The organism is Enterobacter cloacae complex sp. 342H5, assembly GCF_050030905.1.
Lineage (GTDB): Bacteria > Pseudomonadota > Gammaproteobacteria > Enterobacterales > Enterobacteriaceae > Enterobacter > Enterobacter intestinihominis.
On record NZ_JBLGVB010000001.1, the window covers coordinates 408,339 to 431,422 of the forward strand.

Annotated in this window: 18 protein-coding genes and 3 tRNA genes; 17 read left to right on the forward strand and 4 right to left on the reverse strand. The window is 55.7% G+C overall.

Translation table 11 applies throughout. The annotated features are described in order from the left end of the window. Positions 1-32: 32 nt before the first annotated feature. The 3 genes from mscM to rsgA form a co-directional block, all read right to left on the reverse strand. Positions 33-3,356 (reverse strand): miniconductance mechanosensitive channel MscM, encoded by a 3,324-nt coding sequence (gene mscM, locus ACQG03_RS02010; RefSeq protein ID WP_022646812.1) that lies wholly within the window; start codon positions 3,354-3,356, stop codon positions 33-35. A gap of 19 nt (positions 3,357-3,375) precedes the next feature. Then, positions 3,376-4,344, reverse strand: coding sequence for an archaetidylserine decarboxylase (asd, locus tag ACQG03_RS02015; protein WP_022646813.1), 969 nt, complete (start codon positions 4,342-4,344; stop codon positions 3,376-3,378). Positions 4,345-4,441: 97 nt separating this feature from the next. After that, complete coding sequence (gene rsgA, locus ACQG03_RS02020; protein WP_074148355.1) at positions 4,442-5,494, reverse strand: small ribosomal subunit biogenesis GTPase RsgA; 1,053 nt, start codon at positions 5,492-5,494, stop codon at positions 4,442-4,444. Between the two features lie 107 nt (positions 5,495-5,601). Between rsgA and orn the strand changes: the two genes are divergently transcribed. The 4 genes from orn to ACQG03_RS02040 all read left to right on the forward strand — a co-directional run bounded on the left by orn (position 5,602) and on the right by ACQG03_RS02040 (position 6,661). Continuing rightward, a complete protein-coding gene (gene orn, locus ACQG03_RS02025) occupies positions 5,602-6,147 on the forward strand; it encodes an oligoribonuclease (RefSeq protein WP_003855965.1) in 546 nt (181 codons plus the stop codon). Between the two features lie 196 nt (positions 6,148-6,343). Then, positions 6,344-6,419 (forward strand) — tRNA-Gly (locus tag ACQG03_RS02030). Positions 6,420-6,464: 45 nt separating this feature from the next. Next, positions 6,465-6,540 (forward strand) — tRNA-Gly (locus tag ACQG03_RS02035). Between the two features lie 45 nt (positions 6,541-6,585). Next, positions 6,586-6,661: transfer RNA gene (locus tag ACQG03_RS02040), tRNA-Gly, on the forward strand. A gap of 270 nt (positions 6,662-6,931) precedes the next feature. Here the strand turns inward: ACQG03_RS02040 and queG are convergent. Then, a complete protein-coding gene (gene queG / locus ACQG03_RS02045) occupies positions 6,932-8,071 on the reverse strand; it encodes a tRNA epoxyqueuosine(34) reductase QueG (RefSeq protein ID WP_015572463.1) in 1,140 nt (379 codons plus the stop codon). Between queG and nnr the strand changes: the two genes are divergently transcribed. From nnr to rnr, 13 genes are all read left to right on the forward strand, one after another. Then, positions 8,070-9,593: a bifunctional ADP-dependent NAD(P)H-hydrate dehydratase/NAD(P)H-hydrate epimerase gene (nnr, locus tag ACQG03_RS02050; RefSeq protein ID WP_038415132.1), complete on the forward strand. Its 1,524-nt coding sequence runs from the start codon at positions 8,070-8,072 to the stop codon at positions 9,591-9,593. The genes queG and nnr overlap by 2 nt on opposite strands. After that, the gene (tsaE, locus tag ACQG03_RS02055) at positions 9,586-10,047 is read left to right on the forward strand and encodes a tRNA (adenosine(37)-N6)-threonylcarbamoyltransferase complex ATPase subunit type 1 TsaE (RefSeq protein ID WP_003855970.1); all 462 of its coding nucleotides are present in this window, start codon (positions 9,586-9,588) and stop codon (positions 10,045-10,047) included. The genes nnr and tsaE overlap by 8 nt, the downstream gene beginning before the upstream one ends. A 16-nt stretch (positions 10,048-10,063) precedes the next feature. Further along, positions 10,064-11,404, forward strand: a complete 1,341-nt coding sequence (amiB, locus tag ACQG03_RS02060) for an N-acetylmuramoyl-L-alanine amidase AmiB (RefSeq protein WP_022646817.1) — start codon at positions 10,064-10,066, stop codon at positions 11,402-11,404. 9 nt (positions 11,405-11,413) lie between these two features. Continuing rightward, a complete protein-coding gene (mutL, locus tag ACQG03_RS02065; protein ID WP_063152400.1) occupies positions 11,414-13,258 on the forward strand; it encodes a DNA mismatch repair endonuclease MutL in 1,845 nt (614 codons plus the stop codon). Continuing rightward, complete coding sequence (gene miaA / locus ACQG03_RS02070) at positions 13,251-14,201, forward strand: tRNA (adenosine(37)-N6)-dimethylallyltransferase MiaA (protein ID WP_063163224.1); 951 nt, start codon at positions 13,251-13,253, stop codon at positions 14,199-14,201. The genes mutL and miaA overlap by 8 nt, the downstream gene beginning before the upstream one ends. 85 nt (positions 14,202-14,286) lie before the next feature. Next, entirely contained in the window at positions 14,287-14,598 is a 312-nt protein-coding gene (gene hfq, locus ACQG03_RS02075; protein WP_006810391.1) for an RNA chaperone Hfq, read from the forward strand. Between the two features lie 74 nt (positions 14,599-14,672). Next, complete coding sequence (hflX, locus tag ACQG03_RS02080) at positions 14,673-15,953, forward strand: ribosome rescue GTPase HflX (protein WP_003855991.1); 1,281 nt, start codon at positions 14,673-14,675, stop codon at positions 15,951-15,953. Between the two features lie 56 nt (positions 15,954-16,009). Continuing rightward, positions 16,010-17,269 (forward strand): FtsH protease activity modulator HflK, encoded by a 1,260-nt coding sequence (gene hflK / locus ACQG03_RS02085; protein ID WP_022646820.1) that lies wholly within the window; start codon positions 16,010-16,012, stop codon positions 17,267-17,269. Between the two features lie 2 nt (positions 17,270-17,271). Further along, positions 17,272-18,276 (forward strand): protease modulator HflC, encoded by a 1,005-nt coding sequence (gene hflC / locus ACQG03_RS02090; RefSeq protein ID WP_022646821.1) that lies wholly within the window; start codon positions 17,272-17,274, stop codon positions 18,274-18,276. 71 nt (positions 18,277-18,347) lie between these two features. Further along, on the forward strand, positions 18,348-18,545 hold the full coding sequence (locus tag ACQG03_RS02095; RefSeq protein ID WP_003855996.1) for a DUF2065 domain-containing protein: 198 nt from the start codon (positions 18,348-18,350) through the stop codon (positions 18,543-18,545). 104 nt (positions 18,546-18,649) lie between these two features. Then, positions 18,650-19,948, forward strand: a complete 1,299-nt coding sequence (locus ACQG03_RS02100; protein WP_032621775.1) for an adenylosuccinate synthase — start codon at positions 18,650-18,652, stop codon at positions 19,946-19,948. A 192-nt stretch (positions 19,949-20,140) separates the two neighbouring features. Then, on the forward strand, positions 20,141-20,566 hold the full coding sequence (nsrR, locus tag ACQG03_RS02105) for a nitric oxide-sensing transcriptional repressor NsrR (RefSeq protein ID WP_426726066.1): 426 nt from the start codon (positions 20,141-20,143) through the stop codon (positions 20,564-20,566). Between the two features lie 38 nt (positions 20,567-20,604). Continuing rightward, positions 20,605-23,046: a ribonuclease R gene (rnr, locus tag ACQG03_RS02110; RefSeq protein ID WP_023299135.1), complete on the forward strand. Its 2,442-nt coding sequence runs from the start codon at positions 20,605-20,607 to the stop codon at positions 23,044-23,046. Positions 23,047-23,084: the final 38 nt, after the last annotated feature.

Sequence of the window (23,084 nt, forward strand, 5' to 3'; positions counted from 1 at the left end):
AAAACCCCTCCCGGAAGGGAGGGGGAAATGGATTATAAACTTCCCGCCGGGCGCGAACGCGCCGCAGACGTCAACGTTCTTCCCGTCTTACGTCCGTCCAGCGTTTCCAGACGCATCTGGAAAGGTGGGAACGGCATATCAATTCCGTGCTCGCGGAAGCCAGCCAGGATCAGCTGGTGGATCTCATGGCGCAGCGGCATACGGTGTCCCATCTCGGCGGCGTAGATACGCAGCTCGAAAATCTGGATCCCCTGCTGCAAATCAACCAGGAAGACTTCCGGCGGCGGGTTGTCGATTACCAGCGAACAGCGTTCAGCAGCCGTATACAGGATCTGCGTCACCTCTTCGCTGTTGGCATCCGACGGAGCGGGTACGGTCAGCACCACACGCGTGACGGAGTCAGACAGCGACCAGTTAATAAACTGCTCGGTGATAAACGCTTTGTTCGGAACGATGATCTCTTTACGGTCCCAGTCGCTGATGGTGGTGGCGCGGGTGTTGATCCTGGTGACGCTGCCGGTCAGATCGCGGATGGTCACCGTATCGCCAATTCGAATCGGCTTTTCAAACAGAATGATCAGACCCGAGACGAAGTTGGCAAAGATCTCCTGTAAACCAAAGCCCAGGCCTACGGTCAGGGCGGCAACCAGCCATTGCAGTTTTGACCATTCGATACCAATCATCGAGAAGCCAACCAGCCCACCAAACAGCATGATTAAATACTTGGTAATGGTGGTGATCGCATAGCCTGTGCCGGGGGTTAAATCCAGATGCTGCAACAGCGCCAGCTCCAGCAGGGCAGGGAAGTTACGGATCAGCTGCGTGGTGATAATGAGTACCAGAATCGCAATCAGCACGGCCCCTAAGGTGATGGGCTCCAGGCTTTCGACCCCCTGCACCGTCGACGTCACATCCCACAAAGAGATGTTCTCCAGGAAGCCAAACGCAGAGTGGATTTCCGACCACAGGAAGATCACCGACAGCAGGGCAACCAGCATCAGAATTGAGCGTACCAGCCGCAGGGACTGGGTACTGATCGCATCGAGATCCAGTTCGACGTCATCGGCGTCTGAAGTCCCTTCGGTGCTGTTGACGTGGTTCGGCTCTTCCTCACCCCGCGCGCGCTGAGCCAGTATTTCTGCGCGACGATGTTTGGCACGGTCAAACGCCAGACGACGACGCTGGATCAGCATGCCGCGGCGAATTACATGGTAGACCACCAGCAGCAGGAACCAGATAGCTACTGACGTTTCCAGCCGTGCGAGCAGCGCCTGCGATGTGGCGAGATAACCGACAGCCGCCGCCAGCATCGCCGCCAGCGGCGCGCTAAGCAGCAGGTTCCACAGCAGACGGTTAAACATGTTATCGCCACTGCCGGACTTGTCGAGATAAAGCGGGATCCCGGCGCGCTTCAGGCTGAGCGTCACTACCGCTAATGCCCCGCAGATCAGCATAAAGCACAGCCGTCCCAGCGAGCCGGAGAACTCCCGGTCATTGAGATTATCGAACATGATCAGCGCCATAATTAGCGGCACAATCAGCCCGATGCTCATCAGGTAATAGCGCATCGCCCGCGCCACGCGATTACGCGGCCAGCCAAAGTGAGCGATGAACAGACCATTTGGCCGCGCAAACGTGGCGCAAATCATCACCACCCACAGCAGCGGAACGGTGGCGGTCACGCCATCGCCAATTGCGACGGCAAGCGGATAGGGCCAGGCTTCACGCAGGCCGTATCCGAGCGTCATCCACAGCACCGGCAGCGGAGACGCGACCAGAATTGACCAGAACACTGTACGCAGCGTCAGCCAGAAGTGATCCTGTGTCACTTTCCCCACACGGGCGCTGGAGCGCTCAAGGAAACGGGTGAAGTGGCGACGGGAATAAATACTGAAACCCACCAGAATCAGTGCCCCCAGCAGCGGGAAGATGGTCTCCTTACTGGTGAGCATCATCACGCTGGCGAGACCCAGCTGGCTGAAGGTGTCCAGCGAAATGAGGCGGCGCAGATCCTGCACGATCTCGATCGGCCAGGCGAAGGTCATCGGCCGCACGTCGGAGGTCCAGAACAGGTAACGGTGCGTGGCTTCGTTGACCTCTTTCAGCGCGTCCTCCAGCTGGCTGTTTGAGACTTTCAGCTTGGTGAGTTCGAGGATCAGCGTATCGCCCCCCTGCAACAGGGAATTGAGCAGTTCGCGTTGGGTGCGCAGCTGCGCTTCCAGAATACGGCTTTGCTCGCCGGTGAGCGGCTGTCCGTCAGCCTGACGGATCTGGCGGATTTGCGGCTGCTTATTAAGAAGGTCTTCATAATGAAGACGCTGAACGCGCAGCTGCGCCATCTCCGTATCAAGCTGCTGCGGTTTTGGCATCTCTGGCAGACGAGCCACCTGTGCGCGTAACGCTTCGCCCAACAGGTTAGATGAGCCAAGCCACTGGGACTGTTCACGCAGCGTGTTGAGAGCCTGACGAACCTGGAGGGTTTGATTAGTGGCCTGACGCTGCTGCGAGGCCACCAAATCCATGCGCTGCGCCTGCTGATTCAGCGCGGCAGAAAGCTCGCGGTTAACCTTAAACTGGGCGACGATGCTGTCGGGCAGGTTAGCGCTGTTTTCGGCCAACAACTCGGTGCTTTCCAGCGCACGTTCAGCTTCACGCTGACGCTGGCTGTTGAGTTGATTTCTCAGCGCCTGGAGATACGCATCCAGCTGTTCGCTCTGCTTCTGCGCCAGTTCCGAACGCATCCGCGACAGCTCCTGGCGGTTGTTAGCAGAAAGCTGTGCCAGCTCCAGTTCATCAACCAGTGCTTTAAGTCTGGCGGATTCCGCCTGTAGCCCAAGATTTTGGGCCTGATTCTGCGGGGTGTTGCCGGTCTGCGTCCCAATGCGGCGTTCCACCTCATTTAACTGACGGCGGGCATCGGTTTGCTGCTGTGGAAGCTGACTGAGAGAGTCGGCAATTTCACGCGCCCGTTCCTGCTCCTGCTGTGCCAGACGGCTTTTTTCCAGCAGCTGGCTGCTGACTTGCAGGATCTCCTGATTCAGCGCCTCGGACGTCATCCCTGCGGGTACCTGGCGTGGTTCATCACGCAGGCTGTTTAACTGCGAGCGCAGGGTCTGAGAGAGTTTGGGGAAGTTGTCGATAACCTGCTGATATTGCTGGGCGCGCTCAAGAGAACCCTTTCGTTCCTCAAGTGCGTTCAGTGCAGACTGGAGCGACTCAACGGCCTCCGGCTGAGCGGGTTTCGCCGCTTTTGCCTGCTCCAGCTCCTGGGTTATCTGTTTGGCGTCGGGGGCCGTCGCTGCGTACGCCCCCATGCTGAGGCACCAGGCCATCAGTAATACGATAATCGGGCGCACGTCAGCGATCCTTCTGTTGTTAACCTTCGTCTTTTTTGTCGTCAACCAGCGGGCTGGCATCGTGCTCGGCTTTGATCTCTTCTTCCGGCAACGGGGCTGGCGCAACGTCTGGCGTTGCAAAGACCTCCGTCGATACTGCCAGAGGCTGGCCGAGTTTGGTCACGGACAGGCTTTCCAGCTCGTCGACAAGGTTAACTTTGCCCGGTGCGAACAGGTTGATGACCGTTGAGCCCAGCTTGAAGCGGCCCATCTCCTGACCTTTCAGCAGGGCCACAGAACCTTCTTCTTCCCCGGCAGGCCAGGTCCAGCGCTTGATCACGCCTTCGCGTGGCGGCGTAATGGTGCCCGCCCAGACGGTTTCGATGCTGCCCACAATGGTAGCACCTACCAGAATCTGCGCCATTGGGCCAAATTCAGTATCAAACAGGCAGATGACGCGCTCGTTACGGGCAAACAGGTTAGGGACGTTTTGCGCCGTCAGGTGGTTTACAGAGAACAGATCCCCCGGCACGTAGATCATCTCGCGCAGGATGCCGTTACACGGCATATGAACGCGGTGGTAGTCGCGTGGGGAGAGATAGGTGGTCGCGAAAGTCCCGTTGCGGAACAGATCCGCCATTATGTAGTTACCGGCCAGCAGCGCTTCCAGGCTGTAGTTATGGCCTTTCGCCTGCAAAATTTTGTCGTCTTCAATTTTACCCAGCTGGCTGATCACGCCGTCAGCAGGCATCACCAGCACGTTCGGGTCGGTATTCAGCGGGCGCACTTCGTCGCGCAGCGGACGCACAAAAAATTCGTTGAAGGTGCGGTAGCTTGCCGTATCCGGCTTCTGCGCTTCTTTCATGTCGACCTTGTAGTATTTCACGAACAGGTCGATGACCAGTTTGGTCAGCCAGCCCGCTCGTTTGCTCGCGCCCCAGCCCGCCAGGCGAGTGAGCCACAGTTTAGGCAGAATGTATTGAAGCGAAAGTTTAAATGAGTTTAACAAGGTAGCCTCCAGGCCATTGTTTTGTCGTTCCTGATCCGGCAGTACGCTGCCGGAACCTGAAAAAAGGGGACGATTTTAGCGACGCTTAGCTTAGTTGTCAGTTATCAGAATCAGAAAAGTTTTTACGCGTTTTTACCTGGTCCATGCTTTCGAGAATACGATGGTAATTTTCGAAACGGGTTTCCGCTATTTCACCGTTCTCCACCGCTTCGCGGATGGCGCAGCCCGGATCGTTGTCATGTTTACAGTCGCGGTATTTGCAAGCGCCTATATAGTCATGGAATTCGACAAATCCGTTAAAGATTTGTTCCGGCTCGAGATGCCAGAGACCAAATTCACGCACACCCGGGGAGTCAATCACATCGCCGCCGTGCGGGAAGTGATAGAGACGTGAGGCGGTGGTAGTGTGCTGGCCCAGCCCGGAGACGTCCGACACATCGTTGGTCAGGATTTCTTGCTGAAGGCCGAGCAGGTTGTTAAGCAGGCTCGATTTACCCACGCCAGACTGCCCTGCAAAGATACTGATGCGGTCGGTCAGCGCATCTTCTAACGGCTTCAGGCCATCTTTGGTGCGGCTGGAAACCATCAAAACGCGATAATCAATATTGCGATAGATATCCATCTGCTCATTCACAAAGGCCATGGCCTCGTCATCCAGCAGATCGATTTTATTCAGCACGATGAGCGGCTCAACCTGTAGCGTTTCGCAGGCCACCAGGTAACGGTCAATAATGTTGAGCGAAAGTTCGGGTAAAATCGCTGAAACGATCACGATCTGGTTGATATTGGCGGCAATGGGCTTTACGCCGTCGTAGAAATCAGGACGGGTCAGAACCGACGTGCGTTCATGCACGGCTTCAACGATACCTTTAACCGTTACCCCTTCCGCAGCCGCTTTGCCTGGACGCCAGACCACGCGGTCACCGGTCACCAGGGAACGGATGGTGCGACGGATATTGCAACGGTGGATGTCCCCGTCGGCAGACTCGACATCGGCATGCATACCGAAGCGGCTAATCACCACGCCTTCCGTCGCTTCGCCAAACAGGTTGTCGTCGTAATCGGGCTTCTCCGTAGTGGTTTTAAGACGGCGCTGGTGATTTGCATTCACGCGGCGCTGCTGCCCTTTGGAGAGTTTATTTTTACTCAATCGCGCTGGCTCCTGGTCGCCCATAGCGGGCAAAACCTCTATGATACACTCTAATTAATACTAGTTAACCTGCTACTGCCGGTTAAGCGAGAAGGGTGGAAAATAACATGAGCGCGGACGAAAACAACCTGATTTGGATCGATCTGGAGATGACCGGCCTGGATCCCGAGCGCGATCGCATTATTGAGATCGCCACACTGGTCACCGATGCCAACCTCAATATTCTGGCGGAAGGCCCAACGATTGCCGTGCACCAGTCCGATGACCAGCTTGCGCTGATGGATGAGTGGAACGTGCGTACCCATACTGGCAGCGGGCTGGTGGAACGCGTGAAGGCCAGCACTCTGGGCGACCGCGAAGCGGAACTGGCGACGCTTGAGTTTCTGAAGCAGTGGGTGCCGGCAGGAAAATCGCCTATCTGTGGCAACAGCATTGGGCAGGATCGTCGTTTCCTGTTTAAGTACATGCCGGAGCTGGAGTCCTACTTCCACTACCGCTATCTGGATGTGAGCACCTTAAAAGAGCTGGCTCGCCGCTGGAAACCGGAAATTCTCGACGGCTTCACAAAGCAGGGGACGCACCAGGCAATGGACGACATCCGTGAGTCTGTTGCGGAGCTGGCGTACTATCGCGAAAACTTTATTAAGCTTTAATTTTGCGATCCGGCGCGTTGCGTGGCCGGGTTTTTGTCGCTAAATTGTTCAGCTTGCCGATTAAATAAGCACTTGAACTGAATTTCAAAAAAATCGCTTTGAGGGGGGTTGCAGCTAAACGGATTTCTCGTATAATGCGCCTCCCGTAACGACAGAGAATTACACGTTACGACAGCAACAAAAGCAGTACAGATTTGCGGGAATAGCTCAGTTGGTAGAGCACGACCTTGCCAAGGTCGGGGTCGCGAGTTCGAGTCTCGTTTCCCGCTCCAAAATTTGAAAAGTATCGCAAGATACGCCAGCACCAGAACACCCAAGCGGGAATAGCTCAGTTGGTAGAGCACGACCTTGCCAAGGTCGGGGTCGCGAGTTCGAGTCTCGTTTCCCGCTCCAAAATTTGAAAGTATCGCAAGATACGCACAGCACCAGAATACCCAAGCGGGAATAGCTCAGTTGGTAGAGCACGACCTTGCCAAGGTCGGGGTCGCGAGTTCGAGTCTCGTTTCCCGCTCCAAATTCTTCTTCTTTCCTAAATTATCCACAGCGAAATGCTTCGTTGGGGACGTTTTCTATTGTATCTGAAACACTCTTGTAAACAGAGTTATCCACAGAAACTGTGATAAATCCCAGTTGTGCAAAATGTTAGCAGGGTGAATAATATCTTCGTAATTAACTGTAATCTATGAAGAAAGTTTGATTTCAAAATGTTATTGAGATCACTTGACCTGTTTGCTAAACCTTATTGCGCCTGAATTCTTATTTTTATTCACAGCCTGTGAATATATCACACATCCCGTGGCAGCCCTTTTTCAATCACCCTGACCAGGCGCTGTTTCTTCGGTAACTGCACTTCAACCACGCCGGCATTTCGCTTCTCAATTTGCTGCGCAATCGCCCATTCTATGTGCTCATCAAGAAGTGGGTGCTCACCTCTGCGGCTTTCAAGTGCCTGAAGATTGGCTTCATCCCATGGGGCATTACCCAGCGCAACAGCCACATTACGCAGCCAGCGCAGGTGGCCGATACGACGTATGGCGGAACCTTCCGTCACCTTCAGGAACCAGGCTTCGCTCCAGGCGAACAGTTCGATCAACTGCGGGGCATGTAACGCCTTGCGGGGACTGAAGTCTTCTTCGTCCGTCAACTGTGAATAACGGTTCCACGGACAAATCAGTTGGCAGTCATCACAGCCGTAGATGCGGTTGCCAATAAGCGGACGAAATTCCTCTGGAATAGCACCTTCCAGCTCGATGGTGAGATAAGAGATACAGCGGCGCGCATCAACGGTATAGGGTTCAACGATAGCGCCCGTTGGGCAGATGGTCATACAGGCCACGCAGCGGCCACACCCTTCTTCCACCGGACCGTCTACCGGCAGGGGTAAATCAATCAACAGTTCACCCAGGAAAAAGAATGAGCCCGCGTCGCGGCTTAAGATAAGTGAGTGCTTACCTGTCCAGCCAAGCCCGGCTTTTTCGGCGATCGGGCGCTCAAGAATAGGCGCAGAATCGACAAAGGGTCTAAAATTCAGCGAAACACAGTGCTGCTGAATGGTTTCCCCGAGCTTTTTTAGACGGTTGCGCAGAAGTTTATGGTAATCACGTCCCAGCGCGTATCGGCTGACGTAACCCAGCGAAGGATTTTTTAGCGTGCGCGCAAAGGCCGCGTTAGCGGGCAGATAGTTCATGCGTACGCTAATGACGCGCAGCGTACCCGGCAACAGCTCGTGGGGGCGGGCACGCATCATACCGTGACGCGCCATCCACTCCATCTCGCCGTGGTATTGTTTATCCAGCCATGCCTGTAGCTTAGGCTCGCTGGCAGAGAGGTCGGTATCGGTAATACCGACCTTCTGGAAGCCCAGTTCAGCACCCCACTGTTTTATTTTTTGCGCTAATTCATTGAGATCGAGGGGCTGTGACATGACGGACCATACTGTGAAGAAAAACCCCGCAAGTATACCACATTCCATCTGGCATGCGGATGACCTCCGTCGGGCCGAAAAAGAGGCCGCAGATAGCCTGGGCGTTACCCTTTATGAACTGATGCAGCGCGCGGGCGAGGCGGCGTTTAACGTAGCGCGCACGGCTTATCCGGATGCCTCGCACTACCTGATTCTGTGCGGGCACGGCAATAACGGTGGCGATGGCTATGTGGTGGCTCGTCTTGCGGTGGCGGCGGGGCTGCGCGTTACCCTGCTGGCGCTGGAGAGCGACAAGCCGCTACCGGAAGAGGCTGGCATGGCGAGAGAGGCCTGGCTGAATGCGGGGGGCATTATTCATGCGCCTGATATTATCTGGCCCGAGGATGTCGACGTGATTGTTGATGGTCTGCTGGGGACGGGGCTGATGCGCGCGCCTCGCGATGACGTCGCCGCGCTGATTACCCACGCTAATGCGCACCCCGCCCCGGTGGTGGCGCTGGATATTCCCTCCGGCCTGATGGCGCAAACCGGCGCGACGCCGGGCGTGTCGATTGAGGCTGCGCACACCGTGACCTTTATCGCCCTGAAGCCGGGTTTGCTTACCGGAAAAGCGCGGGATGTCGTGGGGACGTTACATCACAACGCACTGGGGCTGGAAAACTGGCTGGCTGGACAGGATACCCACATCACCCGCTTTGATGCCTCCCTGCTTGCTCAGTGGCTGCCTCCGCGCCGCCCCACATCCCATAAGGGTGATCATGGCCGGCTGCTGATTATCGGTGGCGATCATGGCACGGCAGGTGCGATTCGCATGACAGGAGAGGCCGCGTTGCGCAGCGGTGCCGGATTAGTACGCGTGCTGACCCGCAGCGAAAACATTCCGCCGATTATTACCGCGCGGCCGGAGCTGATGGTCCACGAGCTTGCCCCACAGGCGATTGAAGAGGGTCTTGAGTGGGCGGACGTGGTAGTCATTGGTCCGGGCCTGGGTCAGCAGGAGTGGGGTAAACAGGCCCTGCAAAAGGCCGAGAATTTTCGTAAGCCGATGCTCTGGGATGCCGACGCGCTTAACCTTCTGGCAATAAACCCGGATAAGCGTCACAATCGCATTCTGACGCCACACCCCGGCGAAGCCGCACGGCTGCTTAACTGTAGCGTGGCAGAAATTGAAAGCGATCGCTTACTTTCAGCCCAACGTCTGGTAAAACGTTACGGAGGTGTTGCCGTTTTGAAAGGGGCGGGGACCGTTATCGCCAGCGATGATGCGATGGGCATCGTTGATGCCGGTAATGCAGGCATGGCGAGCGGCGGCATGGGTGATGTGCTCTCTGGCATCATTGGCGCATTGCTCGGACAGAAACTTCCCCTTTATGATGCAGCCTGTGCTGGCTGCGTGGCCCACGGTGCGGCGGCTGACAGGCTGGCTGCTCGTTACGGAACGCGCGGTATGCTGGCCACCGATCTTTTTTGCACGCTGCGGCGTGTTGTTAACCCGGATGTGATTGACGTAGAAAATGACTAATCGAGCGATTCCTTTACCTGATGAACAAGCCACTTTAGATCTCGGCAAGCGCGTGGCGCAGGCCTGTCAGGGGGCGACCGTCATTTATCTGTATGGTGATTTAGGCGCGGGTAAAACAACCTTCAGCCGTGGTTTTTTGCAGGCGTTAGGCCATAACGGGAACGTAAAAAGCCCGACTTATACGCTAGTAGAACCGTACACGCTTGAAAATATCATGGTGTACCACTTTGATTTATATCGTCTTGCGGATCCTGAGGAGCTGGAATTTATGGGGATCCGCGATTACTTTGCCAACGACGCCATTTGCCTGGTGGAGTGGCCGCAACAAGGTGCGGGTGTGCTGCCTGACCCGGATGTCGAAATTCACTTGGATTATCAGGCACAAGGGCGTGAGGCGCGCATCAGTGCGGTTTCCTCATCAGGCTGTTCCTTACTGGCGCGTTTAGCCGGTTGAGCGTAGGGATAACGGGATGATTAATCGCGTTAAAGGTTGGATTTTGGCTGCCACGGTTCTGCTGTGCGCGCAGGCCGGTGCGGCCAGCCTCTCGGATATTCAGGTGTCGAATGGCGATAGCCAGGCCCGCATTACCTTCAGCTTTATGGGCGATCCTGAATATGCTTTCTCACAAATCGACAGCCGCAGCGTGGCGCTCGATATTAAACAGTCCGGGGTGATCCAGGGGCTGCCGCTCCAGTTCAGCGGCAACAATCTGGTGAAAAGCATCCGTTCGGGGACGCCGAAGGATGCGCAGTCTCTGCGTCTGGTGGTCGATCTCACCGAAAAGGGCAAAACGAAGGCGGTTAAGCAGCAAAACGGCGCCAGTTATACGGTGGTTTTTACCATTAATGCTGATGTTCCGCCGCCGCCACCGCCTGCACCTGTGGTAGCAAAACGCGTAGAAGCGCCGGTTTATACCCCAAGGCCGTCTGAGCCAGCCCGTAATCCGTTTAAATCACAAAATGACCGACTTACCGCCGTGACCAGCAGCAACACGGTGACGCGTCCGGCGGTCAGCGCGCGGCGAACGCCGGTCAGTGGCGACAAAGTGATTATCGCCATCGACGCCGGACACGGCGGGCAAGATCCTGGCGCGATTGGCCCGGGCGGCACGCGGGAGAAAAACGTCACTATCGCCATTGCCCGTAAGCTGCGTGCGCTTCTGAATGACGATCCGATGTTTAAAGGGGTCATGACCCGCGACGGAGATTACTTTATTTCAGTGATGGGACGCTCGGATGTGGCGCGTAAGCAAAACGCCAACTTCCTGGTGTCGATTCACGCGGATGCTGCGCCGAACCGTAACGCCACCGGCGCGTCGGTATGGGTGCTGTCGAACCGTCGTGCCAACAGTGAAATGGCGAACTGGCTTGAAGAGCACGAGAAGCAGTCTGAACTGTTAGGCGGGGCAGGCGATGTGCTGGCAAACAGCCAGGCCGATCCGTATCTCAGCCAGGCGGTACTGGATTTACAGTTCGGTCATTCTCAGCGCGTCGGGTATGATGTCGCCACTAACGTACTCAACCAGCTGCAAAGCGTCGGATCGCTGCATAAGCGTCGTCCGGAACATGCGAGCCTCGGTGTCCTGCGTTCGCCGGATATTCCGTCGATTCTGGTAGAGACGGGTTTTATCAGTAATCACGGTGAAGAGCGTTTACTGGGAAGCGACAGCTATCAGCAGCAAATTGCTGAAGCGATTTATAACGGTCTGCGTAAATACTTTGACGCGCATCCGCTTCAGTCTGCGCCGCAGGGCGGGGCAGCCCAGACGGCAAGCGCCGCGCTGCCGGGTGAGATGACCGCGACTAATTAAGGAGAGTTCATGCCGATTCAGGTTCTACCGCCGCAGCTCGCGAACCAAATCGCCGCCGGTGAGGTGGTGGAACGCCCTGCATCGGTGGTGAAAGAGCTGGTGGAAAACAGCCTCGATGCAGGGGCGACCCGCATTGATATCGATATTGAACGCGGGGGCGCAAAGCTTATCCGCATTCGTGATAACGGCAGTGGCATCAAAAAGGACGAGTTGGCGCTGGCGCTGGCGCGTCATGCCACCAGTAAAATTGCGTCACTTGACGATCTGGAAGCGATTATCAGCCTGGGTTTTCGCGGCGAAGCGCTGGCCAGTATCAGCTCCGTTTCCCGCTTAACGTTGACTTCCCGCACGGTCGACCAGCAGGAAGCCTGGCAGGCCTACGCCGAAGGGCGCGATATGGACGTCACGGTTAAACCAGCGGCGCACCCGGTAGGCACCACGCTTGAAGTGCTAGATCTTTTCTATAACACGCCCGCCCGGCGCAAGTTTATGCGAACCGAGAAGACCGAATTCGGACATATCGACGAGATCATCCGCCGCATCGCGCTGGCACGCTTTGATGTCACTCTTAACCTCAGTCATAACGGTAAGGTGATGCGTCAGTACCGGGCAGTGGCGGAAGGCGGGCAAAAGGAGCGTCGGCTGGGCGCCATCTGCGGCACGCCGTTCCTGGAAAAAGCGCTGGCCATTGAGTGGCAGCATGGCGATTTGGCCCTGCGCGGCTGGGTTGCCGATCCGAACGCCAGTAGCGCCGCGTTTGCTGAGATTCAGTACTGCTACGTCAACGGTCGAATGATGCGCGACCGTCTGATTAACCACGCCATTCGCCAGGCCTGTGAAGATAAGCTCGGCGCCGATCAACAGCCCGCCTTTGTGCTTTATCTGGAGATCGACCCGCATCAGGTTGACGTTAACGTGCACCCCGCCAAGCACGAGGTGCGTTTCCACCAGTCGCGTCTGGTGCATGATTTTATCTATCAGGGCGTCGTTAGCGTTTTGCAGAAGCAGGCTGAGCCAACGCTGCCGCTGGAAAACGACGTTCCTGCACCGCGATCGCTGCCAGAAAATCGCGTGGCGGCCGGACGTAACCATTTCGCTGAACCCGCAGCCGCGCGCGAACCAGTGGCTCCGCGTTTTTCGTCAGCGGGAAGCGCACCGCGCCCGACGGGCGCCAACTACCCAAATGCCCAGCCGGGGTATCAAAAGCAGCAAGGGGCGTTATACCGTAAATTGCTGGACACCCCAGCCGTGGAACGGAAAGAACATATTGAGGTATCCCCGTCTTCCCTTGACGGACATAGCCAGAGTTTTGGCCGGGTATTGACGATTGTCGCCCCGGACATGGCACTGCTTGAACGCGAGGGGAAATTGATGCTGCTGGCGTTGCCGGTAGCGGAACGCTGGCTTAAACAGGCGCAACTGACGCCAGGGGAAAACGCCGCCTGCGCTCAGCCGTTACTGATCCCGGTTCGGTTGAAAATAAACCATGAGGAAACAGGGGTTTTGCAGCGTGCCCAGGCGCTTCTTGCCGAAATGGGGATTGAAATCGTACTGGACGCGCAGCATGTGACAATTCGCGCAGTGCCTTTACCCTTACGCCAACAAAATTTACAAAACTTGATTCCTGAACTGATAGGCTACCTGGCGCAACAAACGACGTTTGATGCCGCCGATACCGCGCAGTGGATCGCCCGCCATCTGGCCAGCGAACATTCGCCGTGGAGTATGGCGCAGGCGATTACCGTTCTGGCAGAGGTGGAACGCCTCTGTCCACAGCTGGTGAAAGCGCCGCCAGGTGGTTTGTTACAACCTGTTGATTTAAAAACGGCGATGACCGCCCTGAAACATGACTGATGTAAGTAAGGCGAGCCTGCCAAAGGCGATTTTTTTAATGGGGCCAACGGCCTCCGGTAAAACGGCGTTAGCCATTGAGTTACGTAAAGTTTTGCCAGTAGAGTTGATTAGCGTTGATTCAGCCCTCATTTACCGAGGAATGGACATCGGCACGGCGAAGCCCAACGCAGACGAACTGCGTGCGGCACCGCACCGTTTACTGGATATTCTCGACCCGGCACAGGCTTACTCCGCAGCAGATTTTCGCCGCGACGCCTTAGCTGAGATGGCCGAGATTACCGCCGCGGGACGCATACCGCTGTTAGTTGGCGGCACGATGCTCTACTTTAAGGCGCTGCTGGAGGGGTTATCGCCTCTGCCATCGGCCGATCCGGAAGTGAGAGCGGAGATTGAGCGGCAGGCGGCAGAGCAGGGGTGGGACGTTTTGCACAGGCAACTGGAAGAGATTGATCCGGTTGCCGCAGCGCGAATCCACCCAAACGATCCGCAAAGGCTTTCCCGGGCACTGGAAGTTTTTTTCATTTCGGGTAAAACTTTAACGGAACTGACGCAAACGTCAGGAGACGCTCTGCCGTATCAGGTGCATCAGTTCGCCATCGCCCCGGCGAGCCGTGAACTGCTCCATCAACGAATTGAGCAGCGTTTTCATCAGATGTTGGCTTCAGATTTTGAAGCAGAAGTGCGGGCGCTTTTTGCCCGTGGAGATTTGCATACGGACATGCCTTCCATTCGTTGTGTGGGATACCGCCAGATGTGGTCGTATCTTGAAGGCGAGATTTCATACGATGAAATGGTTTATCGAGGTGTTTGCGCCACGAGACAGTTAGCGAAGCGCCAGATCACCTGGTTGCGCGGTTGGGAGGGGGTTCACTGGTTAGACAGTGAAAAACCACAACAGGCGTTAAACGAAGTGATTGAGGTTATTGGTGATATCGCTGACTGAATGTGTACAATTAAGCCGTATCGTGCGCAATTTTTCAGAATCGCAAGGTTCTAAGTACAAAACAAGCATATAAGGAAAAGATAGAATGGCTAAGGGGCAATCTTTACAAGATCCGTTCCTGAACGCATTGCGTCGGGAGCGTGTTCCAGTTTCTATTTATTTGGTGAATGGTATTAAGCTGCAAGGTCAGATTGAGTCTTTCGATCAGTTCGTGATCCTGTTGAAAAACACGGTCAGCCAGATGGTCTATAAGCACGCGATTTCTACTGTTGTTCCGTCCCGTCCGGTATCTCATCACAGCAATAACGCTGGCGGCGGCACTGGCAGTAACTACCATCATGGCAGCAACGCGCAGGGTTCATCTGCTCCTGCGCAGGACAGCGAAGAAACCGAATAAGGTTTTGGGCTGTTTTCCACACGGGGAGCCAGGGATCCTGCGTTCCCCGCTGATCTTTTTAGAGAGGTTTACGCTTGTTTGACCGTTATGACGCCGGTGAGCAGGCGGTGCTGGTACACATCTATTTTTCGCAAGACAAAGATATGGAAGACCTCCAGGAGTTTGAATCTCTGGTCTCTTCCGCCGGTGTCGAAGCAATGCAGGTGATTACCGGTAGCCGTAAAGCGCCGCACCCGAAGTACTTTGTTGGTGAAGGTAAAGCAGTTGAAATTGCGGATGCCGTAAAAGCAACCGGCGCATCAGTCGTGCTGTTTGATCATGCGCTGTCTCCGGCTCAGGAACGTAACCTGGAAGCTCTCTGCGAATGTCGTGTTATCGATCGCACGGGGTTGATCTTAGATATTTTTGCTCAGCGTGCGCGTACCCACGAGGGTAAGTTGCAGGTTGAGCTGGCGCAGTTGCGCCATCTGGCGACGCGTCTGGTGCGTGGCTGGACACACCTTGAAAGACAAAAAGGCGGGATTGGTTTACGTGGCCCGGGTGAAACCCAGCTCGAAACCGACCGTCGTTTGCTGCGTGGCCGTATAACCCAGATCCTTTCTCGTCTGGAGCGTGTCGAGAAACAGCGCGAACAGGGGCGTCGGGCGCGAACCAAAGCCGACATCCCAACGGTGTCGCTGGTGGGCTATACCAACGCCGGTAAATCCACCCTGTTTAACCAGATAACCGAGGCCCAGGTGTATGCCGCAGACCAGCTGTTTGCGACCCTGGACCCTACGCTGCGCCGTATTGACGTCGCAGACGTCGGTGAAACGGTACTGGCGGATACCGTAGGGTTTATCCGCCATCTGCCGCACGATCTGGTGGCAGCGTTTAAAGCGACGTTGCAGGAGACGCGTCAGGCGACCCTGCTGCTGCACGTGATTGATGCGGCTGACGTACGCGTGCAGGAAAACATCGACGCGGTGAATGTGGTGCTCGAAGAGATTGACGCCCACGAAATTCCCACCCTGTTGGTGATGAACAAGATCGATATGCTGGACGATTTCGAACCGCGTATCGACCGAGACGAAGAGAACAAACCAATTCGGGTCTGGCTATCTGCTCAGGCCGGGATTGGTGTGCCACTGCTTTTCCAGGCTTTGACAGAACGTCTTTCCGGTGAGGTAGCTCAGCACACGCTGCGACTGCCGCCACAGGAAGGCAGGCTGCGTAGCCGGTTTTATCAGCTTCAGGCGATAGAAAAAGAGTGGATGGAGGATGACGGCAGCGTGGGGATGCAGGTGCGTATGCCGATCGTTGACTGGCGTCGCCTCTGTAAACAAGAACCTGCGCTGGCGGACTATATCGTCTGATCAGAAAGGGGAAGCCTGAAAAATTCGCCCTTGCATAACAAATATGGAGCATATACATGGCGTGGAATCAGCCCGGTAATAACGGACAAGACCGCGACCCGTGGGGAAGCAGCAATAATCAAGGCGGCAACTCTGGGGGAAATGGCAACAAAGGTGGTCGCGAGCAGGGGCCGCCGGATCTGGATGATATCTTCCGCAAACTGAGCAAAAAGCTTGGTGGCCTTGGCGGAGGAAAAGGTTCTGGCTCGGGTGGCAACTCCACTCAGAGTCCGCGCCCGCCTATGGGTGGCCGCGTAGTAAGCATTGTGGCCGCGGCGGTAGTCATCATCTGGGCAGCCAGCGGGTTCTACACCATTAAAGAAGCAGAGCGCGGCGTGGTAACCCGTTTCGGTAAGTTCAGCCATCTGGTTGAGCCGGGCCTGAACTGGAAACCGACCTTCATTGATAACGTGACCGCAGTGAACGTGGAGTCCGTCCGTGAACTGGCGGCGTCTGGCGTGATGTTGACCTCTGACGAAAACGTGGTGCGCGTTGAGATGAACGTCCAGTACCGCGTGACCGATCCTGAGCGTTATCTGTTTAGCGTGACCAGCGCGGATGACAGCCTGCGTCAGGCGACCGACAGCGCCCTGCGTGGCGTGATCGGTAAATACACCATGGACCGTATCCTGACCGAAGGTCGTACCGTTATTCGTAGCGATACCCAGCGCGAGCTGGAAGAGACCATCCGTCCGTACAACATGGGTATCACCCTGCTGGACGTCAACTTCCAGGCTGCGCGTCCGCCGGAAGAGGTGAAAGCGGCGTTTGACGATGCGATTGCCGCGCGTGAAAACGAACAGCAGTACATCCGTGAAGCGGAAGCGTACACCAACGAAGTTCAGCCGCGTGCAAACGGTCAGGCGCAGCGTATTCTGGAAGAAGCGCGCGCGTATAAGACCCAGACCATCCTGGAAGCACAGGGTGAAGTGGCTCGCTTCGCGAAGATCCTGCCGGAATATAAAGCCGCGCCGGAAATTACCCGTGAGCGTCTCTATATCGAGACCATGGAAAAAGTGCTGAGCCATACGCGTAAAGTGCTGGTTAACGACAACAAAGGCGGAAACCTGATGGTCCTGCCGCTGGATCAGATGCTTAAAGGCGGTTCTGCACCGGCAGCAAAAGACAACAGCGGAGCCAACAACCTGCTGCGTCTGCCGCCAGCCTCGTCTGGTAGCTCCAGCGCGAACACAACGCCTTCTTCGAACGATGGTGACATTATGGACCAACGCCGTGCTAACGCGCAGCGTAACGACTACCAGCGTCAGGGGGAATAAGGATGCGTAAGTCAGTTATTGCGATCATCATCATCGCACTGGTCGTGCTCTACACCTCCATCTTTGTGGTGAAAGAGGGCGAACGTGGGATCAAGTTCCAGTTTAGCAGCGTCGTGCGTGACGGCGACAAGCGTCCGGTGATCTACGAGCCGGGTCTGCACTTCAAGGTGCCTTTCATTCAGTCAGTCAAAACGCTCGACGCACGTATCCAGACCATGGATAACCAGGCCGACCGTTTCGTGACTAAAGAGAAGAAAGACCTGATCGTTGATTCCTACATCAAATGGCGTATCAGCGACTTCAGCCGCTACTTCCTGGCAACCGGCGGTGGTGACGTTTCTCAGGCAGAAGTGCTGCTGAAACGTAAGTTCTCTGACCGTCTGCGTTCTGAAATTGGTCGTCTGGATGTAAAAGACATCGTGACCGACTCCCGTGGTCGTCTGACCCTGGAAGTGCGTGATGCATTGAACTCAGGTACAGCGGGTACCGAAGACGAAGTGGAAACACCGGCAGCGGATGACGCGATTGCCAAAGCGGCTGAACGCGTTCAGGCTGAAACCAACGGTAAAGTACCGGTGATCAACCCGAACAGTATGGCTGCACTGGGTATCGAAGTGGTTGACGTGCGTATCAAGCAGATCAACCTGCCAGCGGAGGTGTCCGAGGCGATCTACAACCGTATGCGCGCCGAGCGTGAAGCGGTAGCCCGTCGTCACCGTTCACAGGGTCAGGAAGAGGCCGAGAAACTGCGTGCCGCAGCGGACTACGAAGTGACCAAGACGCTGGCGGAATCTGAGCGTCAGGGCCGTATCCTGCGTGGTGAAGGCGATGCCGAAGCCGCGAAGCTGTTTGCCGATGCCTTCAGCCAGGATCCCGACTTCTACGCCTTTATCCGTAGCCTGCGTGCTTACGAGAATAGCTTCCAGAGCAACCAGGATGTGATGGTACTCAGCCCTGACAGCGATTTCTTCCGTTATATGAAGACGCCGACTAACGCAACGCGATAAACTCAGGCTCGTTTGAGTATTCAAACCACCGCTCTTCACGGAGCGGTGGTTTTCTTTTATAAGGATGAAAAATGAATTCAACGATCTGGCTCGCACTGGCTTTGGTTTTGGTGCTGGAAGGCCTCGGCCCGATGCTCTATCCACGCGCATGGCGACGGATGATCGCGACAATGAGCCAACTTCCGGACAATATTTTGCGTCGTTTTGGCGGTGGTCTTGTGGTTGCCGGTATCGTTATCTACTACATGTTGAGGAAAACGATTGGCTGATCAAAAACTAACCGCAATCGGCATATTTTAGGGTCAAAAAGTGCTGTATATCTGAAAAAGCGATGGTAGAATCCATTTTTAAGCAAACGGTGATTTTGAAAAAAATGGGTAACAACGTCGTCGTACTGGGCACCCAATGGGGTGACGAAGGTAAAGGGAAGATTGTCGATCTTCTGACTGAACGGGCTAAATATGTTGTACGCTACCAGGGCGGTCACAACGCAGGCCATACTCTCGTAATCAACGGTGAAAAAACCGTCCTCCATCTTATTCCATCAGGCATTCTTCGCGAAAACGTCACCAGCATCATCGGTAACGGCGTTGTGCTGTCTCCAGCTGCGCTGATGAAAGAGATGAAAGGTCTGGAAGACCGTGGTATCCCTGTTCGTGAGCGTCTGCTGCTCTCCGAAGCCTGCCCGCTGATCCTGGACTATCATGTGGCGCTGGACGTGGCGCGTGAAAAAGCGCGTGGCGCGAAAGCGATCGGCACTACCGGTCGTGGCATCGGCCCGGCATACGAAGATAAAGTGGCTCGTCGCGGTCTGCGCGTGGGCGACCTCTTCGACAAAGCGACCTTCGCTGAAAAACTGAAAGAAGTGATGGAATATCACAACTTCCAGCTGGTGAATTTCTATAAAGCCGAAGCCGTTGACTACCAGAAAGTGCTGGATGACGTCATGGCGATTGCTGACATTCTCACCGGCATGGTTGTTGATGTGTCCGATCTGCTGGACCAGGCGCGCAAGCGTGGCGATTTCGTCATGTTTGAAGGTGCGCAGGGTACCCTGCTGGACATCGACCACGGTACCTATCCGTACGTAACGTCCTCTAACACCACCGCGGGTGGCGTGGCAACTGGCTCCGGCCTGGGCCCACGTTATGTGGATTACGTTCTGGGCATCATCAAAGCGTACTCCACTCGCGTGGGTGCAGGTCCATTCCCGACCGAGCTGTTTGATGAAACCGGCGAGTTCCTCTGCAAGCAGGGTAACGAGTTTGGCGCAACCACCGGTCGTCGTCGTCGTACCGGCTGGCTGGACGCCGTTGCCGTGCGTCGTGCTGTGCAGATCAACTCCCTGTCTGGCTTCTGCCTGACCAAGCTGGACGTACTGGACGGCCTGAAAGAAGTGAAAATCTGCGTGGGCTATCGTCTGCCAGATGGTCGCGAAGTGACTACCACTCCGCTGGCCGCTGACGACTGGGAAGGCATTGAGCCAATCTACGAAACCATGCCGGGCTGGTCTGAGACCACCTTCGGTGTGAAAGAACGTAGTGGCCTGCCAAAAGCTGCGCTGGACTACATTAAGCGTATTGAAGAACTGACCGAAGTGCCGATCGATATTATTTCTACCGGCCCGGATCGTACTGAAACGATGATCCTGCGCGACCCGTTCGACGCATAATCTTCGTGACTGCTGGCCTGCGGGGAAACCCGTAGGCCGGATAAGCGCAGCGCCATCCGGCGACCGCTCCTGGATCTCCGCTTTTTCGCCCCGTCTGTCAAATAAATTAGCCGCTAACTATCTGGCTGGTTTATCATCATTAATGAATATCTCTGCGGTTTGACCGCGTTTTCCCTTTTTCCTGAGGTTGATGTGCAGTTAACAAGTTTCACCGATTACGGCTTACGCGCGCTGATTTACATGGCGTCGTTACCCGATGGGAAGATGACCAGCATCTCTGAAGTCACAGAGGTGTACGGTGTGTCCCGTAATCATATGGTCAAAATAATCAATCAACTTAGTCGTACCGGATACGTTGCTGCCGTCCGCGGGAAGAATGGAGGGATCCGTCTCGGTAAACCGGCACAGAGTATCCGTATCGGCGATGTGGTACGTGAACTGGAGCCGCTATCTCTGGTGAACTGTAGCAGCGCGTTTTGCCACATTACGCCCGCTTGCCGCCTGAAACAGGCGCTTTCAAAGGCCGTGCAAAGTTTTCTCAAGGAACTGGATAACTACACGCTGGCCGATTTGGTTGAAGAGAATCAACCGCTTTATAAATTATTGCTGGTGGAATGAAGAAAATTTCCACCGGAGCTGACAACGGAGGAACCGACATGTCACAAGATCCTTTCCAGGAACGCGAAGCCGAAAAATACGCGAATCCTATCCCCAGCCGCGAGTTCATCATTGAACACTTAACAAAACGCGAAAAACCCGCCAATCGTGAAGAACTTGCCGTTGAATTAAACATTGAGGGTGAAGAGCAAATTGAAGCCCTTCGCCGCCGCCTGCGCGCCATGGAGCGCGACGGCCAGCTGGTCTTTACTCGTCGCCAGTGCTACGCGCTGCCAGAACGCCTCGATCTTCTGAAAGGCACCGTTATTGGTCATCGCGATGGCTTCGGCTTCCTGCGCGTGGAAGGCCGTAAAGACGACCTGTACCTCTCATCCGAACAGATGAAGATGTGTATTCACGGCGACCAGATCCTGGCGCAGCCGCTGGGTGCAGATCGTAAAGGCCGCCGCGAAGCGCGCGTGGTCCGCGTGCTGGTGCCGAAAACCAGCCAGATTGTAGGCCGTTACTTTACCGATGCGGGCGTAGGCTTTGTGGTGCCGGACGATAGCCGTCTGAGCTTCGACATTCTCATCCCGCCTGAAGAGGTGATGGGCGCACGCATGGGCTTTGTGGTAGTGGTTGAACTTACCCAGCGCCCGACCCGCCGTACCAAAGCGGTAGGTAAAATCGTCGAAGTGCTGGGCGATAACATGGGCACCGGCATGGCCGTTGATATGGCGCTGCGCACCCATGAAATTCCTTACGTCTGGCCGAAAGCGGTTGAAGACCAGATCGAAAACCTGCGTGAAGAAGTGCCGGAAGAGTCCAAAGCAGGCCGCGTGGATCTGCGCGATCTGCCGCTGGTCACCATTGATGGTGAAGACGCCCGCGACTTCGATGATGCCGTGTACTGTGAGAAAAAACGCGGTGGTGGCTGGCGTCTGTGGGTGGCTATCGCGGATGTGAGTTATTACGTACGTCCACACACGCCGCTGGATAACGAAGCGCGCAGCCGCGGTACGTCGGTCTACTTCCCGTCGCAGGTTGTACCGATGCTGCCAGAAGTGCTCTCGAACGGCCTGTGTTCCCTCAACCCGCAGGTGGACCGCCTCTGTATGGTCTGCGAAATGACCATCTCCAGCAAGGGACGTCTGACGGGCTATAAGTTCTACGAAGCGGTGATGAGTTCTCATGCGCGCCTGACCTATACCAAGGTCTGGCATATGTTGCAGGGCGATCAGGATCTTCGCGAACAGTACGCGCCGCTGGTCAAACACATCGAAGAGCTGCACAACCTCTACAAAACGCTGGATCAGGCGCGCGAAGAGCGCGGTGGGATTTCGTTTGAGAGTGAAGAGGCGAAATTCATCTTTAACGCTGAGCGTCGTATCGAGCGAATCGAGCAGACTCAGCGTAACGATGCGCACAAGCTGATTGAAGAGTGTATGATCCTGGCGAACATCTCGGCGGCACGTTTCGTTGAGAAAGCCAAAGAGCCTGCGCTGTTCCGTATTCACGACAAGCCAACCACGGAAGCCGTAACCTCGTTCCGTTCCGTGCTGGCCGAACTCGGCCTGGAACTGCCTGGCGGCAATAAGCCTGAGCCACGCGATTATGCCGAGCTGCTGGAATCCATCAGCGATCGTCCTGACGCGGAAATGCTGCAAACCATGCTGCTGCGTTCCATGAAGCAGGCGATTTACGATCCGGAAAACCGGGGCCACTTTGGTCTGGCGTTACAGTCGTATGCGCACTTTACCTCGCCGATTCGCCGTTATCCGGATCTGTCCCTGCACCGTGCGATCAAGTATCTGCTGGCGCACGAGCAAGGTCACAAAGGCAATACGACCGAAACCGGTGGGTATCACTACTCCATGGAAGAGATGCTGCAACTGGGCCAGCACTGTTCCATGACCGAGCGTCGTGCGGATGAAGCAACGCGCGACGTGGCGGACTGGCTGAAGTGTGACTTTATGCTGGATCAGGTGGGTAACGTCTTTAAAGGTGTGATTGCCAGCGTCACCGGCTTTGGCTTCTTCGTACGTCTGGATGAGCTGTTTATCGACGGTCTGGTGCACGTTTCCAGCCTTGATAACGATTACTACCGCTTCGACCAGGTCGGACAACGTCTGATCGGTGAATCCGGCGGTCAGACCTACCGTCTGGGCGATCGGGTGGAAGTGAAGGTTGAAGCCGTGAATATGGACGACCGTAAAATCGACTTCAGCCTCATCTCCAGCGAACGTGCTCCGCGTAACGTCGGGAAAACCGAGCGTGAGAAAGCGAAAAAAGGCGGCAACGGTAAAGCGGGCGGCAAGCGACGTCAGGCAGGTAAAAGAGTAAACTTTGAGCCAGACAGCGCCTTCCGTGGCGAGAAGCAGCAGAAGCCAAAGGCGGCGAAAAAAGACGCTCGTAAAGCGAAAAAACCGTCGACCAAGACCCAAAAAATAGCGGCCGCAACCAAAGCGAAGCGCGCGGCGAAGAAACAGCAGGCGGAGTAATTTCCCCTCACCCTGACCCTCTCCCCAACGGGGAGAGG